The sequence below is a fragment of the Stenotrophomonas sp. YJH_SMC_46 genome (assembly GCF_059370315.1).
In genome coordinates this window covers 725,400-742,013 of the sequence record NZ_JCAFTO010000001.1, presented here as the reverse complement: position 1 = coordinate 742,013, position 16,614 = coordinate 725,400, and the positions used below count along the sequence as shown (strand labels likewise).

The 16,614-nt window shown below is 65.1% G+C and carries 18 protein-coding genes; 8 read left to right on the top strand and 10 right to left on the bottom strand.

Annotated features, from left to right (window positions below):
• Positions 1 to 5 precede the first annotated feature (5 nt).
• Positions 6 to 1,121 (top strand): cyclopropane fatty acyl phospholipid synthase, encoded by a 1,116-nt coding sequence (cfa, locus tag AC5P8C_RS03435; RefSeq protein WP_233653951.1) that lies wholly within the window; start codon positions 6 to 8, stop codon positions 1,119 to 1,121.
• Between the two features lie 150 nt (positions 1,122 to 1,271).
• Complete coding sequence (locus AC5P8C_RS03430) at positions 1,272 to 2,024, top strand: hypothetical protein (RefSeq protein WP_134732269.1); 753 nt, start codon at positions 1,272 to 1,274, stop codon at positions 2,022 to 2,024.
• A 63-nt stretch (positions 2,025 to 2,087) separates the two neighbouring features.
• Here the strand turns inward: AC5P8C_RS03430 and AC5P8C_RS03425 are convergent, their stop codons facing one another.
• Entirely contained in the window at positions 2,088 to 4,253 is a 2,166-nt protein-coding gene (locus AC5P8C_RS03425) for a M3 family metallopeptidase (RefSeq protein ID WP_019660438.1), read from the bottom strand.
• A 130-nt stretch (positions 4,254 to 4,383) separates the two neighbouring features.
• Between AC5P8C_RS03425 and AC5P8C_RS03420 the strand changes: the two genes are divergently transcribed.
• The gene (locus AC5P8C_RS03420; protein WP_019660437.1) at positions 4,384 to 4,863 is read left to right on the top strand and encodes a glutathione peroxidase; all 480 of its coding nucleotides are present in this window, start codon (positions 4,384 to 4,386) and stop codon (positions 4,861 to 4,863) included.
• Between the two features lie 94 nt (positions 4,864 to 4,957).
• Here AC5P8C_RS03420 and AC5P8C_RS03415 read toward each other — a convergent pair whose 3' ends face one another.
• The 5 genes from AC5P8C_RS03415 to AC5P8C_RS03395 all read right to left on the bottom strand — a co-directional run bounded on the left by AC5P8C_RS03415 (position 4,958) and on the right by AC5P8C_RS03395 (position 10,101).
• Entirely contained in the window at positions 4,958 to 5,737 is a 780-nt protein-coding gene (locus AC5P8C_RS03415; RefSeq protein WP_019660436.1) for a ferredoxin--NADP reductase, read from the bottom strand.
• Positions 5,738 to 5,817: 80 nt separating this feature from the next.
• The gene (locus tag AC5P8C_RS03410; RefSeq protein WP_021203023.1) at positions 5,818 to 7,689 is read right to left on the bottom strand and encodes an ABC transporter ATP-binding protein; all 1,872 of its coding nucleotides are present in this window, start codon (positions 7,687 to 7,689) and stop codon (positions 5,818 to 5,820) included.
• A gap of 124 nt (positions 7,690 to 7,813) precedes the next feature.
• Positions 7,814 to 8,629 carry a hypothetical protein gene (locus AC5P8C_RS03405; RefSeq protein WP_049453098.1) on the bottom strand — a complete coding sequence of 272 codons (816 nt, stop codon included), beginning with the start codon at positions 8,627 to 8,629 and terminating at the stop codon, positions 7,814 to 7,816.
• Between the two features lie 89 nt (positions 8,630 to 8,718).
• Positions 8,719 to 9,168, bottom strand: a complete 450-nt coding sequence (locus AC5P8C_RS03400) for a carboxymuconolactone decarboxylase family protein (protein ID WP_233653953.1) — start codon at positions 9,166 to 9,168, stop codon at positions 8,719 to 8,721.
• 36 nt (positions 9,169 to 9,204) lie between these two features.
• The gene (locus AC5P8C_RS03395; protein ID WP_191863173.1) at positions 9,205 to 10,101 is read right to left on the bottom strand and encodes an RNA polymerase sigma-70 factor; all 897 of its coding nucleotides are present in this window, start codon (positions 10,099 to 10,101) and stop codon (positions 9,205 to 9,207) included.
• 148 nt (positions 10,102 to 10,249) lie between these two features.
• On the opposite strand from AC5P8C_RS03395, the gene AC5P8C_RS03390 reads away from it, so the two are divergent.
• The 4 genes from AC5P8C_RS03390 to AC5P8C_RS03375 all read left to right on the top strand — a co-directional run bounded on the left by AC5P8C_RS03390 (position 10,250) and on the right by AC5P8C_RS03375 (position 13,382).
• Complete coding sequence (locus AC5P8C_RS03390; RefSeq protein ID WP_019660432.1) at positions 10,250 to 11,767, top strand: fumarate hydratase; 1,518 nt, start codon at positions 10,250 to 10,252, stop codon at positions 11,765 to 11,767.
• Positions 11,768 to 11,884: 117 nt separating this feature from the next.
• Entirely contained in the window at positions 11,885 to 12,280 is a 396-nt protein-coding gene (locus AC5P8C_RS03385) for a hypothetical protein (RefSeq protein ID WP_019660431.1), read from the top strand.
• Positions 12,281 to 12,354: 74 nt separating this feature from the next.
• A complete protein-coding gene (locus AC5P8C_RS03380; protein WP_019660430.1) occupies positions 12,355 to 12,690 on the top strand; it encodes a hypothetical protein in 336 nt (111 codons plus the stop codon).
• Positions 12,691 to 12,746: 56 nt separating this feature from the next.
• Complete coding sequence (locus AC5P8C_RS03375) at positions 12,747 to 13,382, top strand: glutathione S-transferase family protein (RefSeq protein ID WP_019660429.1); 636 nt, start codon at positions 12,747 to 12,749, stop codon at positions 13,380 to 13,382.
• 100 nt (positions 13,383 to 13,482) lie between these two features.
• On the opposite strand, the gene arsC is transcribed toward AC5P8C_RS03375, so the two are convergent.
• The 3 genes from arsC to AC5P8C_RS03360 all read right to left on the bottom strand — a co-directional run bounded on the left by arsC (position 13,483) and on the right by AC5P8C_RS03360 (position 15,583).
• Complete coding sequence (gene arsC, locus AC5P8C_RS03370) at positions 13,483 to 13,824, bottom strand: arsenate reductase (glutaredoxin) (protein ID WP_019660428.1); 342 nt, start codon at positions 13,822 to 13,824, stop codon at positions 13,483 to 13,485.
• Positions 13,824 to 14,978, bottom strand: coding sequence for a phospholipase A (locus tag AC5P8C_RS03365; RefSeq protein ID WP_019660427.1), 1,155 nt, complete (start codon positions 14,976 to 14,978; stop codon positions 13,824 to 13,826). Before AC5P8C_RS03365 ends, arsC begins: the two co-directional genes overlap by 1 nt.
• Positions 14,979 to 15,097: 119 nt before the next feature.
• Entirely contained in the window at positions 15,098 to 15,583 is a 486-nt protein-coding gene (locus AC5P8C_RS03360; protein WP_019660426.1) for a DUF456 domain-containing protein, read from the bottom strand.
• A 236-nt stretch (positions 15,584 to 15,819) separates the two neighbouring features.
• Here AC5P8C_RS03360 and AC5P8C_RS03355 point away from each other — a divergent pair, with 236 nt between their 5' ends.
• On the top strand, positions 15,820 to 16,029 hold the full coding sequence (locus tag AC5P8C_RS03355; RefSeq protein ID WP_005410290.1) for a cold-shock protein: 210 nt from the start codon (positions 15,820 to 15,822) through the stop codon (positions 16,027 to 16,029).
• Between the two features lie 73 nt (positions 16,030 to 16,102).
• Here AC5P8C_RS03355 and AC5P8C_RS03350 read toward each other — a convergent pair whose 3' ends face one another.
• Positions 16,103 to 16,597: a glycine zipper 2TM domain-containing protein gene (locus tag AC5P8C_RS03350; RefSeq protein WP_005410289.1), complete on the bottom strand. Its 495-nt coding sequence runs from the start codon at positions 16,595 to 16,597 to the stop codon at positions 16,103 to 16,105.
• Between the last annotated feature and the right edge of the window lie 17 nt (positions 16,598 to 16,614).

Here is a 16,614-nt window from a genome sequence, read left to right as displayed (position 1 = left end):
GTGGCGTGGATACAGGGTTGCAGGAGCGGGTCACCGGCCTGCTTCACGAAGCCGGGGTCCGCATCTGCGGTACCCAGCCGCAGGACATCCAGGTGCATGACCCGCGCTTTTTCGCGCGGGTCATGGCCCACGGCTCGCTCGGCCTGGGCGAGAGCTACATGGACGGCTGGTGGGATGCCAACGTCCTGGATGAATTCCTTGTCCATCTGATGCAGGCGCACCTGGATGAACGGGTGCACGGCTGGCGCGAAGTGGCCGATGCGCTGAAGGCGCGCCTGTTCAACCTGCAGGCCGGGCAGGGCAGCTACGAGGTCGGCCGCCGCCACTACGACCTCGGCAACGATCTCTACCAGGCCATGCTGGGCCAGCGTCTGGTCTACAGCTGCGGCTACTGGCGCAATGCCGATGATCTCGATGCCGCGCAGGAAGCCAAGCTGGACCTGGTCTGCCGCAAGCTGGGCCTGCGCCCGGGCCAGCGTGTGCTGGACATCGGCTGTGGTTGGGGCGAAGCGCTGAAGTTCGCCGCTGAGCGCTACGGTGTGAGTGGCGTCGGCGTGACGATTTCGCAGGAGCAGGCCGGGTTCGCGCGGAACCTGTGCGCGGGCCTGCCGATCGAGATCCGATTGCAGGACTACCGCGAGCTGGACGAACCGTTCGATGCGATCTTCTCGATCGGCATGTTCGAGCACGTCGGTGACAAGAACTACGCCAGCTTCTTCGAGGTGGCCAAACGCTGCCTGTCGCCGCGTGGCCTGCTGCTGTTGCACAGCATCGGCACCAACGTCTCCCGGCATCGCACCGACCCGTGGATCGCGCGCTACATCTTTCCCAACTCGATGCTGCCGTCGGCGGCGCAGATCACCCGGGCGTTCGAAGGCCGTTTCGTGCTGGAAGACTGGCACAACTTCGGCACCGACTACGACCTGACCCTGCAGGCATGGCGGCGCAACGTGGAAGCAGCGTGGCCACGGCTGGATGCGCGCTATGACGAGCATTTCCGCCGCATGTGGCGCTTCTACCTGGCCGGGTCGATGGCCACCTTCCGCTGCCGGCACGCGCAGCTGTGGCAGCTGGTGCTGTCGCCGGAAGGCGTGCCGGGCGGGTACGTGGCGCCACGGTAGTGTTGCGTCGGGAGAGAGGGATAGATCAGGCCTGATACGACACTCATTGACGTTGACTACGGGTATTGCACGGCCTGCTCTCCGCAAGGGTGCCGACGACGCTAAGCTGTCGGGTCGGCGGCATTACCGCATTCCTGAAGGCGTTGCAGCATGGGTTGGGACATCACCTACCATCCAGTCGCGGACTCGGAAATCCGTGGCCTCTATTTCCGTGCGCTGGAGGACGCGACGCTGGTTGAGCCGCTGCAGCAGCAATTCCGGATCGAGCCGTTCTACATGGAGCAGCTCCAGGAACGCATCGACGAGGCTCGCTCGATCAGCGCAGACGTGCCCTTCGAGAAGGGGCATGCTTTGTACCTGGCGATCGTGGCCGGTCACCTGCGCCGGTATCACTATCTTCGCGGGAGCGCCCTTTCGTTCTTCATCGACGATCCGGTGGTTGCCCGCTATTTCGCGGACTGGCGGCAACTGGTGCCGCCACAGTGGGCGGACGCCGCTGCAGGCAACCACCTGCGCGAAAACTACGGTGGTGGTGTGTTCATCACGCATGACCGGCTGAAGCAGATGCGCGCGGACTACGCCGGGGACAATGACCTGCGCGCGCGTCTGCACGAGCTGTTCTCCGATGGTCGACTGGCCGTATTCTGGAGCGTTGTCGATGATGCCATCGGCAAGGGATGCGGATTGCTGGAAGCAAGCGAGGTGGTCGAGCCGAATCCGATGGACCTCAACGCATCGACCAGCATGAGCAATCTGCTCAACTGCGCCCCCGATGGCGCGTTGCTGTACGCAGAGGCCGTCGCGGCGCAGCTGGCGCAGTTCGTGCCGGAAACCCTGGATACGGATACGGCTCCGGCGGCAAACACGCAGAAACGATGGTGGGAACGATTGTTCCGGCGATGACCTCAACGAAAAAAACCGCCCGGTCTCCCGGGCGGTTTTCGTTTCACGCTAGCGCGCAGGCGATCAGTTGCCGGCGCCGGTCAGGCCACGCTTTTCCAGCAGCGGTTCGATCTGCGGCTCGTGGCCGGCGAAATCGCGGAACAGCTGCATCGCGTCGACGCTGCCACCCTTGGACAGCAGGGTGGCGCGGAAGTGGTCGCCGTTCTTGCGGCTCAGGCCACCGTTGTCCTTGAACCACTTCTGGGTGTTGGCGTCGAGCACTTCCGACCAGATGTAGGCGTAGTAGCCGGCCGAGTAGCCACCCATGATGTGGCTGAAGTACGGGGTCTTGTAGCGCGGCGGCACCGGCGCGTAGTAGATGCCGTCCTTCTCCAGCGCGGCGCGCTCGAAGGCCATCACGTCCTTGGCGGTCGGCACCTGGTCGGCACCGATCTGGTGCCAGCGCTGGTCCAGCATCGCTGCACCCAGGTACTCGGTGGTGGCGAAGCCCTGGTTGAACTTGGCCGCCGCCAGCACCTTGTCCAGCAGCGCCTGCGGCATCGCCGAACCGTTCTGGTAGTGCTTGGCGTAGTTCTTCAGGATGACCGGGTTGTCGGCCCACATCTCGTTCACCTGCGAGGGGAACTCGACGAAGTCACGCGGCACCGAGGTGCCCGAGAAGTACGGGTACTTCACATTGGAGAACATGCCGTGCAGGGCGTGGCCGAACTCGTGGAAGGTGGTGTTCACCTCGTCCCAGGTCAGCAGGGTCGGCTGGCCGGCCGGCGGCTTCGGAATGTTCAGGTGATTGGCGACCACCGGCTTGAAGCCGGTCAGCTTCGACTGCGAGACGTAGGAGTTCATCCACGCGCCGCCGCGCTTGGAGGCGCGTGCGTACGGGTCGAAGATGAAGATTGCCAGCTGGCTGCCGTCGGCGTCGAACACGTCGTAGACGGTCACGTCGTCGTGGTAGACCGGCAGGTCTGTGCGCTGCTTGAAGGTCAGGCCGAATTCCAGGTTGGCGGCATGGAACACGCCGTTCTCCAGCACGTTCTTCATTTCGAAGTACGGCTTCAGCTGCGACTCGTCGAAGTTGTACTTGGCCTGGCGCACCTTCTCGCTGTAGAAGGCCCAGTCCCACGGTTCCAGCTTGAAGGTCGGCTTGCCTGCGGCCTTCTGTTCCTGGTCGATCATCGCCTGCAGGTCGGCGGCTTCGCGCTTGGCGTTGGCCACCGCGGCCGGGGCCAGCTTGCCCAGCATCGCGTTGACCGCTTCCGGCGTCTTGGCGGTCTGGTTGGTCAGGTTGTAGGCGGCGAAGTTCGGGAAGCCCATCAGCTTGGCCTTGTCGGCACGCAGCTGCATGATGCGCGAAACCAGCGCGGTGTTGTCGAACTCACCGCCGCGGCTGCCGCGGCTGACCGACGCTTCGTAGATCTTCTGGCGCAGGGCGCGGTTGGCCAGGTTGGTCAGCGGCGGCTGGCCGGTGGTGTTGAGCAGGGTGATTACATACTTGCCTTCCAGGCCCCGGGCCTTGGCGGCTTCGGCGGCGGCGGCGATCTGCTCCTTGGACAGCCCGTCCAGTTCCTTGACGTCGTCGACGGTGATCGCCGAGGCGTTCACTTCCGACTGCACGTTCTGGCTGAACCTGGTGCCCAGGCTGGCCAGTTCGGCGTTCATCTCCTTCAGCTTGGCCTTGTCGGCCTCGGACAGCTTGGCGCCGGCGCGCACGTAGTTGTCGTAGTACTTCTCGACCAGACGCACGCCTTCGGCGTCCAGGCCCAGCTGGCTGCGGGTGTCATACAGCGCCTGGATGCGGGCGAACAGCTTGCCGTTCAGCGCGATCGCATCGCTGTGCGCGGCGAACTTCGCCGAGTAGTCGGCCTGCAGCTTCTTGCGGGTGTCATTGGTGTCGGCGCCGACCAGGCTGAAGAACACGGTGGTCGCACGGTCGAGGATGTCACCGCTCTTCTCCAGGGCGATGATGGTGTTGTCGAAGGTCGGCTTGGCCTTGTTGTTGGCGATCGCTTCCACTTCCTTCAGCTGCTGCGCCATGCCGGCGTCGAAGGCCGGGGCGAAGTCGCTGTCCTTGATTCTGTCGAACTGTGGGAAGTGCAGCGGCAACGGGCTTTCGGCGAAGAACGGATTGGCCTGCTGAGCGGTGCTGCTGGCGGCCGGGGCGGCGCCGGCCGAGAAGGCGGGCAGGGCAAGGCCGAGGGACATGGCCACGGCAAGGGCAAGGCGGGTGGTCAAGGCAGGAACTCCGGTAAGGCAAACAAGGGCCCGAGGGTAACCCGGCCGGCGGCGTCCGCACTTGTGTCAAAAGGCATGTTGCCGGGGCCGGGCGCGGGTACCATGCATTCACCGCCCACGGCCCGCCATCATGACCAGCGCCTACGATTTCAGTTTCCGTGACCTCGAAGGCCAGCCGCATGCGTTGGCCCGTTATCAGGGCCACCCGTTGCTGCTGGTGAACGTCGCCAGCCGCTGTGGCTTCACCCCGCAGTACAGGGGGCTGGAACAGCTCTGGCAGGACTATCGCGAGCGCGGCCTGGTGGTGATCGGCTTTCCCTGCAACCAGTTCGGTGCGCAGGAGCCTGGGGATGCGGCGCAGATCCGCCAGTTCTGTTCGCTGGACTATCCGGTCAGCTTTCCGCTGTCGGAGAAGATCGAGGTCAACGGCGAGGGGGCTGATCCGTTGTGGGCCTGGCTGTCACGCGAGAAGCGCGGCCTGCTTGGCAGTGCCCGTATCAAGTGGAATTTCAGCAAGTTCCTGGTTGATCGCCAAGGGCGGGTGGTGTCGCGGCATGCGCCCACCACCAGGCCGGAACAGCTGCGCGGCGCGATTGAAGCGCTGCTGTAGAGCCGAGCCCACGCTCGGCTGCTTTTCCGGCTGACTCCGAGAGCGCGCGCCGCGCGCAAGCCGAGCGCGGGCTCGGCTCTACAGATACGATGGATTATTTCTCGACGAACGCGCGCTCAAACACGTAGTGACCCGGCTGGCCGATGCGCGGCGAAACCTGGAAACCCCGGGCATCGAGCACGGTGCGAAGGTCGGCCAGCATCTGCGGGCTGCCGCAGATCATCGCGCGGTCATTTTCCGGGCTCAGTTCCGGCAGGCCGAGGGTGCGCTGCATCTGGCCGCTTTCCATCAGCGAGGTCAGGCGGCCCTGGTTGGCGAAGGGCTCGCGGGTGACAGCCGGGTAGTACAGCAGCTTGTCGCCGATCATGTCGCCGAGGAACTCGTGCTCACGCAGTTCCTTCTCGAAGTAGTCGCGATAGGCCAGGTCCTTCTCGTAGCGCACGCCGTGGCACAGGATCACCTTCTCGAAGCGCTCGTAGGTTTCCGGGTCCTTGATCACTGACAGCCACGGCGCCAGGCCGGTGCCGGTGCCCAGCAGGTACAGGTTCCTGCCGGGGTGCAGGTCGCTGATCAGCAGGGTGCCGGTGGGTTTCTTGCCGACCAGCACCTTGTCGCCCGGCTTGATGTGCTGCAGGCGCGAGGTCAGCGGGCCGTCCTGCACCTTGATGCTGAAGAACTCCAGCTGCTCTTCCCAGTTGGCACTGGCGATGGAGTAGGCACGCAGCAACGGGCGCGCCTCGGTTTCCAGGCCGATCATCACGAACTGGCCGTTCTCGAAGCGGAAGCCGCTGTCGCGGGTGGTGGTGAAACTGAAGTAGGCGTCGGTCCAGTGGCGGACCTCAAGCACCGTTTCGGCGCCAAAAGCGGTGGACATGGGCGTATCTATCAAAAGTCGTCGGGGGTGATTCTATCTCAAATGAGACAGGTTCTCATTGGGCGGAACGAGAGGCGTTCTCAGCGATAACCCGCCGCCTGCAGCTCGAACAGCTCGGCGTAGCGGCCACCCTGTGCCATCAGCTGCGCGTGGGTGCCGCTGGCCTCGATCCGGCCGTCGGCCAGGACCAGGATGCGGTCGGCCATGCGTACGGAGGAAAAGCGGTGGGAAATCAGCACTGCGGTGCGATTATCCGCCAGTTCCCTGAACCGCTGGAACACCTCGAACTCGCTGCGCGCATCCAGCGCTGCGGTTGGCTCATCCAGGATCATGACCTGCGCATCGCGCATCCATGCGCGCGCGATGGCGATCTTCTGCCATTGGCCGCCGGACAGGTCCACGCCCTGCTTGAAGCGCCGGCCGATCTGCTGGTCGTAGCCACCGGGCAGGTCCTCGATCACTTCCTCGGCCATGCCGCGCCTTGCGGCGTCGGCAATGCGCGCCTGGTCGTCCATCGCCTCGACCTGGCCAACGCCGATGTTCTCGCCCGCGCTGAGGTTGTAGCGCACGAAGTCCTGGAAGATCACCCCGAGGTTGGCGCGCAGGTCGTCCAGGTCGTAGTCGCGCAGATCGCGGCCATCGAGCAGGATCCGGCCTTCGTCCGGCTCGTACAGCCGTGCCAGCAGTTTCACCAGCGTGGTCTTGCCGGCGCCGTTCTCACCGACCAGGGCCAGCACTTCACCTGCGTACAGCTGGAAATCCAGATGGCGCACCGCCCACTGTTCGGCATCGGGATAGCGGAAGCCGACGTTCTCGAACACGAAGCCCTGGCGGATTGGCTGCGGCACGCGCACGGCGCCTTCACGCGAGTGGATTTCCGGCTCGATCTGGAAGAACGAGAACAGGTCATCCAGATACAGCGCCTGGCTGGCGACCTGCGAGAAGCCGATCAGCAGGCCTTCCAGCAGCTGGCGCAGGCGCAGGAAGCTGCCGGCGAGGAAGGTCAGGTCGCCGATCGAAAAGTCGCCGCGCACCGTGCGCCACGCGATGTAGGCGTAGGCGGTGTAGTACCCCAGCGTGCCCAGTGCAGCCAGCAGCGTGCCCCAGAACGCGCGGCGCCGGGCCAGTGCACGGTTGGCCTGGAACAGCGCCACCGACAGCCGCCGGTAGCGTTCCACCAGGAAGCGGTGCAGGTTGTAGATCTTCACTTCCTTGGCCGTTTCCACGCTGGCACCGAGCTGGCGCAGGTAGTCGAGCTGGCGGCGCTCGGGCGTCCATTGGAAGTTGAGGCTGTAACCGGCCGCGTTGAAGTGCGATTCGCCGATGAAGGCCGGCACCAGTGCCAGCGCCAGCAGCAGGATCAGCCACGGTGCGTAGACCAGCAGGCCAACGGCGAGGCTGGCTACGGTGATCGCGTCCTGTACCTGGCCGAACAGCTGGCTCATCAGGTTCATCCGGCCCATTGTCTGGCGCCGCGCACGGTCCAGCTTGTCCTGCAGGTCCGGGTCTTCGAAGTCCTCCAGGTCCAGCGTTGCGGCGTGTTCCATCAGCCGGATGCTGGTGGCATTGGCGAACAGTTCCGAGAGCAGCGCATCGGCGTAGCTGACCAGCCGGCCGAGCAGGTCCGAGGCGATGGCCAGGCCGAATTCCAGCGCCAGCAGGCCCAGCAGTGGATTGAGCAGGCCGCTGGACAGCGCCTCGCCCAGTGGCGGGAAGCCGGCACCGTGCTGGCTCAGGTGCAGGGCGCTGTCGATGATCAGCTTGCCCACGTACAGCATCGCCACCGGCAGCAGCGCCCGGATCAGCCGCAGGCCAAGGCTGGCCAGGGTGAGCGCGGGGCTGGTTTTCCAGACCATGCGCAGGAACGGCGGCAGGTTGCGCATCGCCCTGAAGCGCTGGCGCAGGCTGGGTCTGTTCGCGGCGGCGGCGCCAGCGGTGGGGGTAGCAGGCATGCGCATATTGTGCGGCCTGATACGTGCAGAGGGGGTCAGTGCAGCCGTGTGGCAGCGCCGGGGTCAGAACCAGTTGCGGCGCGAAGGGCTCTGACCCCGCAAGGGAGTGCGGCAATGGGTGGCATTAACGCGGCTGGATCAGACCATCCAGCAGCTCGGGATAGCTCGAAAACCAATAGTGCAAGGCATCGTCATTGAACCCATCAGCGCCTGTCCAGAACGAAATGGGGTAACCCCAATCCGACGAATGGTGCTTTCGAGGTGCAGTTTCCGCATTGACGAATGCCTGAGCCAGGCCTTGATGTCCCCCGGATTGAAGAATTCCCGCATGACCCAAGGCAGTAAGCAAGCCACGCGCCTCATAGACGCTCATTTGCACCCCTGGAATTCTGCGGATGCTGCGTTGTAGTGTGTTGGGCGTGTCGTCTGCACTAGCGTTTCTGATTTCCTGGAGAATTCTTGACAAGGTGGTCAGGCTACTGGGAGTACGCCTTGGTGTCCTGGAGTGTTCAATCAAGAATTGCGTCAGGTGAGTTGGTGAATTCCCTACCATGCAGCCGGCCTGAAAGCGGATGGCGTTTATGAAGGTTGGGTCGACAGTAACTTCCCTGAACTCTCCGCAGATCTTGCAGACGACGCCGTCATCGCTTGAGAAGGTGTGAGTGGGGAAGTTGATCACGAAGGAGTAGGCCGATAGACCTGCTCTGAGCGACGGCGAATTTTCAGCTACGCCCAAGATGAAGTTGTCCACAACATGATCTTTCCGGGTCCCGCTGAAGACGTTCAGTAAATCCCTTATTGCAGTGTCGTGTTCGACCCGGAACTTGGGCGAAAAAAGGTCATGAAGCGACAGCAGGCGGACCACGTCGTCTGGTTTCGGGTCGTCCGATTGGTAATAGTCACGCAGCGCTTTCAGTACGGGGGCGGGCAGTTTTCCCATAACGACGTTCTTGTGGGTTCTCGGCAACGACTACCACTTTCCATTGGAATTGGGGCATGGGCAACAGTGTTACCCATGCCTCGTTCGGCTTACGGCAGCGGCGGCAGCAGGCCCGCACCCAGGCGGTTCCAGGCATTGATCACCGCAATGCCCATGCTCAGATCACTCATGCCCTTCTCATCGAAGTGCGGCGCCAACGCATCGAACGCCGCCTGCGACGGCGCACCGTCGGTCAGCCGGGTCAGCGCCTCGGCCCAGCCGAGCGCTGCGCGCTCGCGTGCGTCGAAGAAACGACTTTCGTGCCAGGCGGGCAGGGTGTCGAGCTTGCGCGGCTCGATGCCGCCCTTGCGCAGGGCCGTGCCGTGCATGTCCATGCAGTAGCCGCAGCCGTTGAGCTGCGACACGCGCAGGAACAGCAGTTCCATCAGGGTCGGATCGATCGAACTGTCATGCACCGCCTTGCTGGTGGCCAGCAGGCCCTTGAAAGCGTCGGCAGCCAGGAGGGTGTAGGGGACGCGGGGAGAGGCGTGGTCGGACATGTTCGGCTCCACGGCGGCCACGATGGCCACCTTTCACTACCAGGACGCCGCAGCACCCTCGCGCGTGACAACTGTCGGCAGCTTTTCCGGATTCAGCACGCTGTAGACGTTGGCGATGCGGCCATCGATCACCTCGATGGTGGTGACCGAGTGCAGCCGATCGCCGTGGAAGCGCAGGATCGCCGGTTCGCCGTTGACGTAGCCCAGCTGCGCCGGATGCACCGCGCCGCGACGTGCGATGGCCCAGAACAGGCGGCCGATGCGCTCGGCGCCCAGCAGCGGCCGCACCGCTGCGGTGACCACGCCGCCGCCGTCGGAGACCAGCAACGCATTGGTGTGCAGCAGGGCCTGGATCGCCTCGCTGTCGCCAACCTGGGAGGCTTCCATGAAACGCGCCAGCAGCTGCCGGTGCTGGCTGGCATCGGCGTTGAAGCGTGGCCGTCCGGACTGCAGGCGTTGCCGGGCGCGATGCACCAGCTGCCGGCAGTTGGCCTCGCTGTGGCCGATCAGGTCGGCGATCTCGCGATAGTCGTGGTCGAAGGCCTCCTTCAGCAGGAAAGCGGCGCGTTCTTCGGGGCCGAGTTGTTCGAGCAGGGTCAGGAAGGCGACCGAGACATCGTCGGCCAGCGCATGCAGCTGCGCCGGGCCCGGCGCCGGGTCGGGCTCCAGCGTGACCGCCAGTGGTTCAGCCAGCCACGGGCCGACGTAGTGCGCGCGCTCGCGCCTGGCCGCGCGTAGCCGGTCCAGGCCGAGCCGGGTGGTGGTGGTGACCAGCCAGGCTTCGGCATCGCGGACGCTGGCCGGATCGGCGCCGGACCAGCGCAGCCAGGCATCCTGGACGACGTCCTCGGCGTCGGCGCGGCTGCCGAGCAGGCGATAGGCCAGGGCCATCAGGCGCGGGCGGTGGGTCTGGAAAGCGGTTTCGGCGTTCATGTGGGCAAGGACGCGCCAACGGGGCGGGGCGTGACAGGGCTTCTGGATCTGATCTTGCCGGCCAGCGCCCAGCACGACCACCCCGGGGCCGGGGGAGGGGGTAAAATGGGCGGATTACCCCCGCCAGCCTCGAGCAAGCGAGCAAGCCGTGACATCGATCAAGCAGGAAGACCTCATCCAGTCCATCGCCGACGCGCTGCAGTACATCTCGTACTACCACCCGGTCGACTACATCAAGAACCTCGCCGCTGCCTACGAGCGCGAGGAGTCGCCGGCCGCGAAGGAAGCGATGGCCCAGATCCTGATCAATTCGCGCATGTGCGCCGAGGGCCACCGCCCGATCTGCCAGGACACCGGCATCGTCACCGTGTTCCTGGAAATCGGCATGGACGTGCGCTGGGACGACGCCACCATGGGCGTGGAAGAGATGGCCAATGAGGGCGTTCGCCGCGCCTACATGCACCCGGACAACAAGCTGCGCGCCTCTGTGCTGGCTGATCCGGCCGGCAAGCGCATCAATACCAAGGACAACACTCCGGGCGTGGTCAACGTCAAGGTGGTGCCGGGCAACACCGTCGACGTGATCGTCGCCGCCAAGGGCGGTGGTTCGGAAGCGAAGACCAAGTTCGCCATGCTCAACCCGTCCGACTCCATCGTCGACTGGGTGCTGAAGACCGTGCCGACCATGGGCGCCGGCTGGTGCCCGCCGGGCATGCTCGGCATCGGCATCGGTGGCACCGCCGAGAAGGCGATGCTGCTGGCCAAGGAAGCGCTGATGGAGCCGATCGACATCACCGAACTGCAGGCCCGGGGTGCGTCCAACCGCATTGAAGAGCTGCGCCTGGAGCTGTACGAGAAGGTCAACGCGCTTGGCATTGGTGCGCAGGGCCTGGGGGGCCTGACCACCGTGCTCGACATCAAGATCAAGGATTACCCGACCCACGCGGCCAACCTGCCGGTGGCGATGATCCCGAACTGCGCGGCCACCCGCCATGCGCACTTCACCCTGGATGGCAGCGGCCCGGTGATGCTGGACCCGCCGTCGCTGGAAGACTGGCCGAAGCTGACCTATGACGCGTCCAAGGGCACCCGCGTGGACCTGGACACGATCACCCCGGAAGACGTGGCCAGCTGGAAGCCGGGCCAGACCCTGCTGCTCAACGGCAAGCTGCTGACCGGCCGCGACGCCGCGCACAAGCGCATGGTCGACATGCTCAACAAGGGCGAGGAACTGCCGGTGGATCTGAAGGGCCGCTTCATCTACTACGTCGGCCCGGTAGATCCTGTGCGCGACGAAGTGGTGGGCCCGGCCGGCCCGACCACGGCGACCCGCATGGACAAGTTCACCGAGCAGGTGCTGGCGCAGACCGGCCTGCTGGGCATGGTCGGCAAGGCCGAGCGCGGCCCGGCCGCCATCGAAGCGATCAAGAAGCACAAGTCGGCCTACCTGATGGCCGTTGGTGGTTCGGCCTACCTGGTGTCCAAGGCGATCAAGGCGGCCAAGGTGGTCGGTTTCGCCGACCTGGGCATGGAAGCGATCTACGAGTTCACCGTGCAGGACATGCCCGTGACCGTGGCCGTCGATTCCACCGGCGAATCGGTGCACAAGACCGGCCCGCGCGAATGGCAGGCCCGTATTGGCAAGATTCCGGTGGTGGTGGAGTAATCCTTCCACCCAGTGTTCAGACAACGGCGCCCGTGTGGCGCCGTTGTTGTGTGCAGCCTGCCTGCGCGTGGCCTGCTCTGCTAACGTACTGGCTGGCGTTCTGGAAGGGAGTCCATCGTGCTGCAGTGGCCGCGTGTTTTCGTGTTGCTGGTCGCTGCGCTGACGTGCAGCGCCTGCGGGCCACGTTACTTCGTCGAGCCTCCCACCCACGAAGCGGGGAAGATCTGCGCGTCGGTCTGCGAGAACCGGAAGGCAACCTGCGACTTCCACAACCGCGCCCTTGCCGAGTCGGATCAGCGCAGCTGCGAAAGCGAGAAGAGCCGGGTCATCAGCCGCTGCAGTGATATCGCCGATGACAAGCAGCGGCACAACTGCGAAGGGGGCAACGGTGCCGGCAACTACTGCGGTCCCCCGGTGCTTCCTTCATGCGGCGCTCCGTACGCCCAATGCCTGCTCTCCTGCGGCGGCACCGTGAATGATGGCCGCACCGACACCGGTGTTCCCGTGTACTGATCGTGGCGCGCGTCGGGCCTGCACGAGTAACCGTAGTCTGCTAGGGTCGGCACATCCCTGCACTGGATGTGCCCATGCGCCTGCATCGATCCGTCGCGACTGTGTTCCTGCTGGTCCTGGCCGGCTGCAGCACAACGTCCTCCTATGAAGGTGCGGATTTCTCCGCCTCCTCGCAGTGCCGCGTGCAATGCCAGGCCGATTATCGGAGCTGCATGGCGCGGGGGAGTATCGGCAGCAACGACTTCAGCTGCGAACAACAGATGGTGCCGGCGCCGGACAAACGCTGCAAGGACGTTGCCAATCCCGAACTGCGCCGTTCCTGTGAACTGAAGACACACGACTGCGCGATACGCACGCCGATCATGTCCTGTAGCGAAGGCCGCGATACCTGCATGAGCCGCTGCGGCTGAGCAACGATTGCCCGTGCAGGGCATAATCGGCCGATTCATCCACCCGGGACTTGCGCATGAGCACCACGCTGTATGGTTCGACCAGCACCGCAGCCCTGGTGGTGCACTGGCTGCTGATCGAACTCGGCATCGAGCACGAACTGGTGCTGCTGGATTTCGACGCACGCGAGCACAAGTCGGCCGAGTACCTGGCACTGAACCCTGCTGGCGTGGTGCCGACGCTGCTGATCGATGGCCTGGTACTGACCGAAGCGGCGGCCATTGCACTGTACCTGGCTGATCGCCATCCGGACGCCAACCTGCTGCCCGCGCTGGGCACACCGCAGCGCGCCGATGCCTACCGTTGGATGTTCTGGTGTGCCAATACGCTGCAGCCGGCCTATCGAGCCTGGTTCTATCCACACGAAATGGCGGGCGAGGCGAATATCGAGGCCAGCCGCGGGATGGCACGGCAGCGCCTGGAAGCGGCCTGGCAGCATGTGGCCGCGCACCTGCATGCACATGGCCCCTACCTGCTGGGCGCCACGCCCTGCGTGGCCGACTACATGCTGGTGATGCTGATGCGCTGGTCGCGCAACATGCCGAGGCCCAGCGACACCTGGCCGGCGCTGAAGGCGCATGCCACGTCGATGAAGGCGCGCCCGGCGTTCGCCGAGGTGTATCGCCGCGAGGGCATCACCGACTGGCAGTAGCCCGTTCTGCAGCGCCGAGCCACGCTCGGCTGCATTCACGGGTGGCACGCGAGCAGCAGCCGGGCAGCAGCCGGGCAGGGCTCGGCTCTGGCAGTGCGGGTTACAGGATCTCCAGCACCGTTTCCGGCGGCCGGCACAGCCGTGTGCCCTTGGGCGTGCGCACCACGGGGCGGTTGATCAGCCGCGGGTGTTCGGCCATCGCGGCCAGCAGCGTGGCCTCGTCCGCATCCTCCAGGCCAAGTTCGGTGAACTGCGCCTCCTTGTTGCGCACCAGCGCCCGCGCGTCCAGTCCGGATTCGGCCAGCACCTGGCGCAGCGTGGCCGCATCGGGTGGGTTGCCCAGGTATTCGATCACCTCCGGATCGAAGCCTGCATCGCGGATCAGCTTCAGTGCGCCGCGCGAGTTGCTGCAGGCCGGGTTGTGCCAGATCGTCACGTCCATCAGAACCACTCCAGCAGGGACACACCCACGCCCACGTAGGTGGCCTTGTGGTTGTAATCGATCAGGCTTTCGCCGTAGCCGTCGAAGACCTGCACATGGCCGCGCAGCAGGTTGCTGATCGGGAAGCCGTAATCCAGCTGCAGGGCGCCGTGCGAGCGGCTGCCGGTGCGCAGCGAATGGCGTGCCATCAACGAGACTTCGTGGCCGTTGCGGTTCCAGGTCAGGGTCGCGTCACCGCGGCCCATGTAATCCTCGATGTCCGGGTTGTTGTCATCGCTGCGGGTTTCCGGGATGCGGTACCAGGGGCGCAGCACCAGCGCCCAGTTCTCGCGGTCCAGGCCGATGTTGAGCATGACCCGGTTCCAGCTGCGCGACAGTGGGTCGGCCCGGCCATTGGACTGGTGGTTCAGCGCGATGCCGGTCATCCGCCCGCGCCAGCCACCGATCGAGTAGCCGTTGCGGAAGACCATCATCACTTCCGGTTCGTAATTGGTTTCGCGGAAGGGGCGCGAATCCTCGCTGTTGTAGGCCTGCCAGCGCGAGCTCTGGGTGTAGCCGGCCCAGATGTCGCCGTTGTCGCCGAACAGGTTCTCGGCGATCTTGGTCTTGAAACTGATCTGGAACTTCAGCTCGGCACTGTCCAGCACCTGCGGCGTGGTGACCGTGTTGGCCGGATTCGGCGAATGCGGTGTGGTGTTGCGGTCGCTGGTCCAGAACGCAGGCAGCAGGTACACCGGCTTGTAGGCGCGCAGCTGGAACGGGCCGAGCTTGGAGTCCTCGGCCAGTTCCCAGCGGCTGTCCAGCAGTGAGCCCCGGCCAGCGTTTGCCAGCGCGCTGTCGGGCTCTGCTGGGCGGAGCAGATCACTGACCCGCTCGCGCAGTTTCTCTTCGCCCTGGCTTACGCGTGCAGTCTGTCGTTCTTCGCGACGGGCCTGTGCTGCTGCCTCGGCGGCAGCGTCGGCCTCGGCGGTGGACTGCGCGGAGCGCCCGAACTGCCGGTCATAACAGGCCAGGCGGGCAGCGTCTGTGGTAATCGCCGCACATGCGGCCGGCGAGGCTTCGGCGCTGGGCGCGAACTCCTGCGCAGCGAGCGGAGCACTGGCCAAGGCCAGCGCCAGCGGTGCGAGGCGGGGAAGCAGCGGGGGGAGGGTCATTCCAGCAGGCCCTTCGGTGAATACGGGAGTCGCACAGTGTGGCGGCTGTACCGGGTCGCGGCCAGCCCCCACGGTTTATGCACGCCCACCGCGTGCGTGCGGCGTGAAGGCGGTGCCGATTACAGGAACCACGCGAAGGCGAACAGGCCAAGCATCGCGATCACTACGGCCAGTTTCAGCGCCAGGCCGAGCAGGATGCCGAGCCAGGTGGCCAGTCCCACCCTGGTCGAGCGGCCCAGCTCGCGGGTGTGCCAGTACTCGCCGAGCAGGGCGCCGAGCAGTGGGCCCGCAAACAGGCCGATGGGCATGAAGAACAGCCCCACGATGCTGCCGGCGAAGGTGCCCCACAGCGCCTTGCGGCTGGCACCCACCCGCTGTGCACCCACTACGGTGGCCAGCACGTCCGCCAGCAGCGAGAGCACGGTCAGTACGCCCAGCGCAACCAGGGTCGGCCAGCCGACGTGGACGAAGCCGTCCGCCCAGGCCGCCAGCAGCAGTCCGATGAACACCAGCGGGATGCCGGGCAGGGCCGGGAGGATGATGCCCGCGATGCCGGCGAGGACAAAAATGACCGCTAGCAGATACAAGATGAATGAGAGTCCCATGCTGTCCCGTATGGTGGCCGTTTTGGGGTTGACAGTGAAAGATTTTGCCAGTTGCTTTTTCGTTTTGGGCGGGTTAAGTTGCAGTCGCTGAGCTTGGCAAGGTCACCGTGGATCGTGGCCTGATGAAGCAAGATCTTCCCGATCCGCTGCATCGATGCACCTCGCTTCCCCCTTGCTTGTCAGCCGCCCACCAGGCGTTTCCAACAACAAGAGAGAGTCACCAGGGAGTTAGTGAGATGTCTGATCGCGAGACCGGTACCGTCAAGTGGTTCAACGATGCGAAGGGCTTCGGCTTCATCAGCCGTGAAAACGGCGAAGACGTGTTCGTGCACTTCCGCGCCATCCAGACCCAGGGCTTCAAGAGCCTGAAGGAAGGCCAGAAGGTCACCTTCACCGTCGTGCAGGGCCAGAAAGGCCTGCAGGCCGACGCCGTGCAGCCGACCTGATCGCGCTGCAAGCCGTCGCATGAAAAAGGCCCGCGCAAGCGGGCCTTTTTCTTTGCGATCGGCCCGGTGCAGATCAGCGCAGGATGACCTTGCCGTTGACTACGCGCACGTAGGTGTTTTCGCGGATGCCGCCGAGGTCGCGCTGGTTGACCACGATGGTGCGGCCATCGTCCATGCGCACGCTGATGTCGTAGGTATCGCTGGTGACGTTCTTCTGGATCTGGTTGCCCGCCAGCGCGCCGCCGACCGCGCCCGCAGCGGCGGCGATGTTCTTGTTGCCACGGCTGCCGCCGGTGTGGTCGGAGATCTCGTGGCCAGCCACCGCGCCGACGATGCCGCCGAGGATCGCGCCGGTCGCGCTGGGCGCAGTGCGGCCCGAGGGCACGGTGTTGATGCGGGTGACGATGCCGCAGTCGGCACAACGGCCCTGGTTGTAGCCGCCGTTGTTGCCGTAGCCGCCGTTGTTGTAGCCGTTGTTGTAGCCGCCACCGCCATAGCCGGGGGAGGTGGCACAGCCAGCCAGGGCGAGGGTAGCGATGGCGCTGGCGGCGATGAGCTGGATCTTCATGGGGCGTCTCCTGGCCG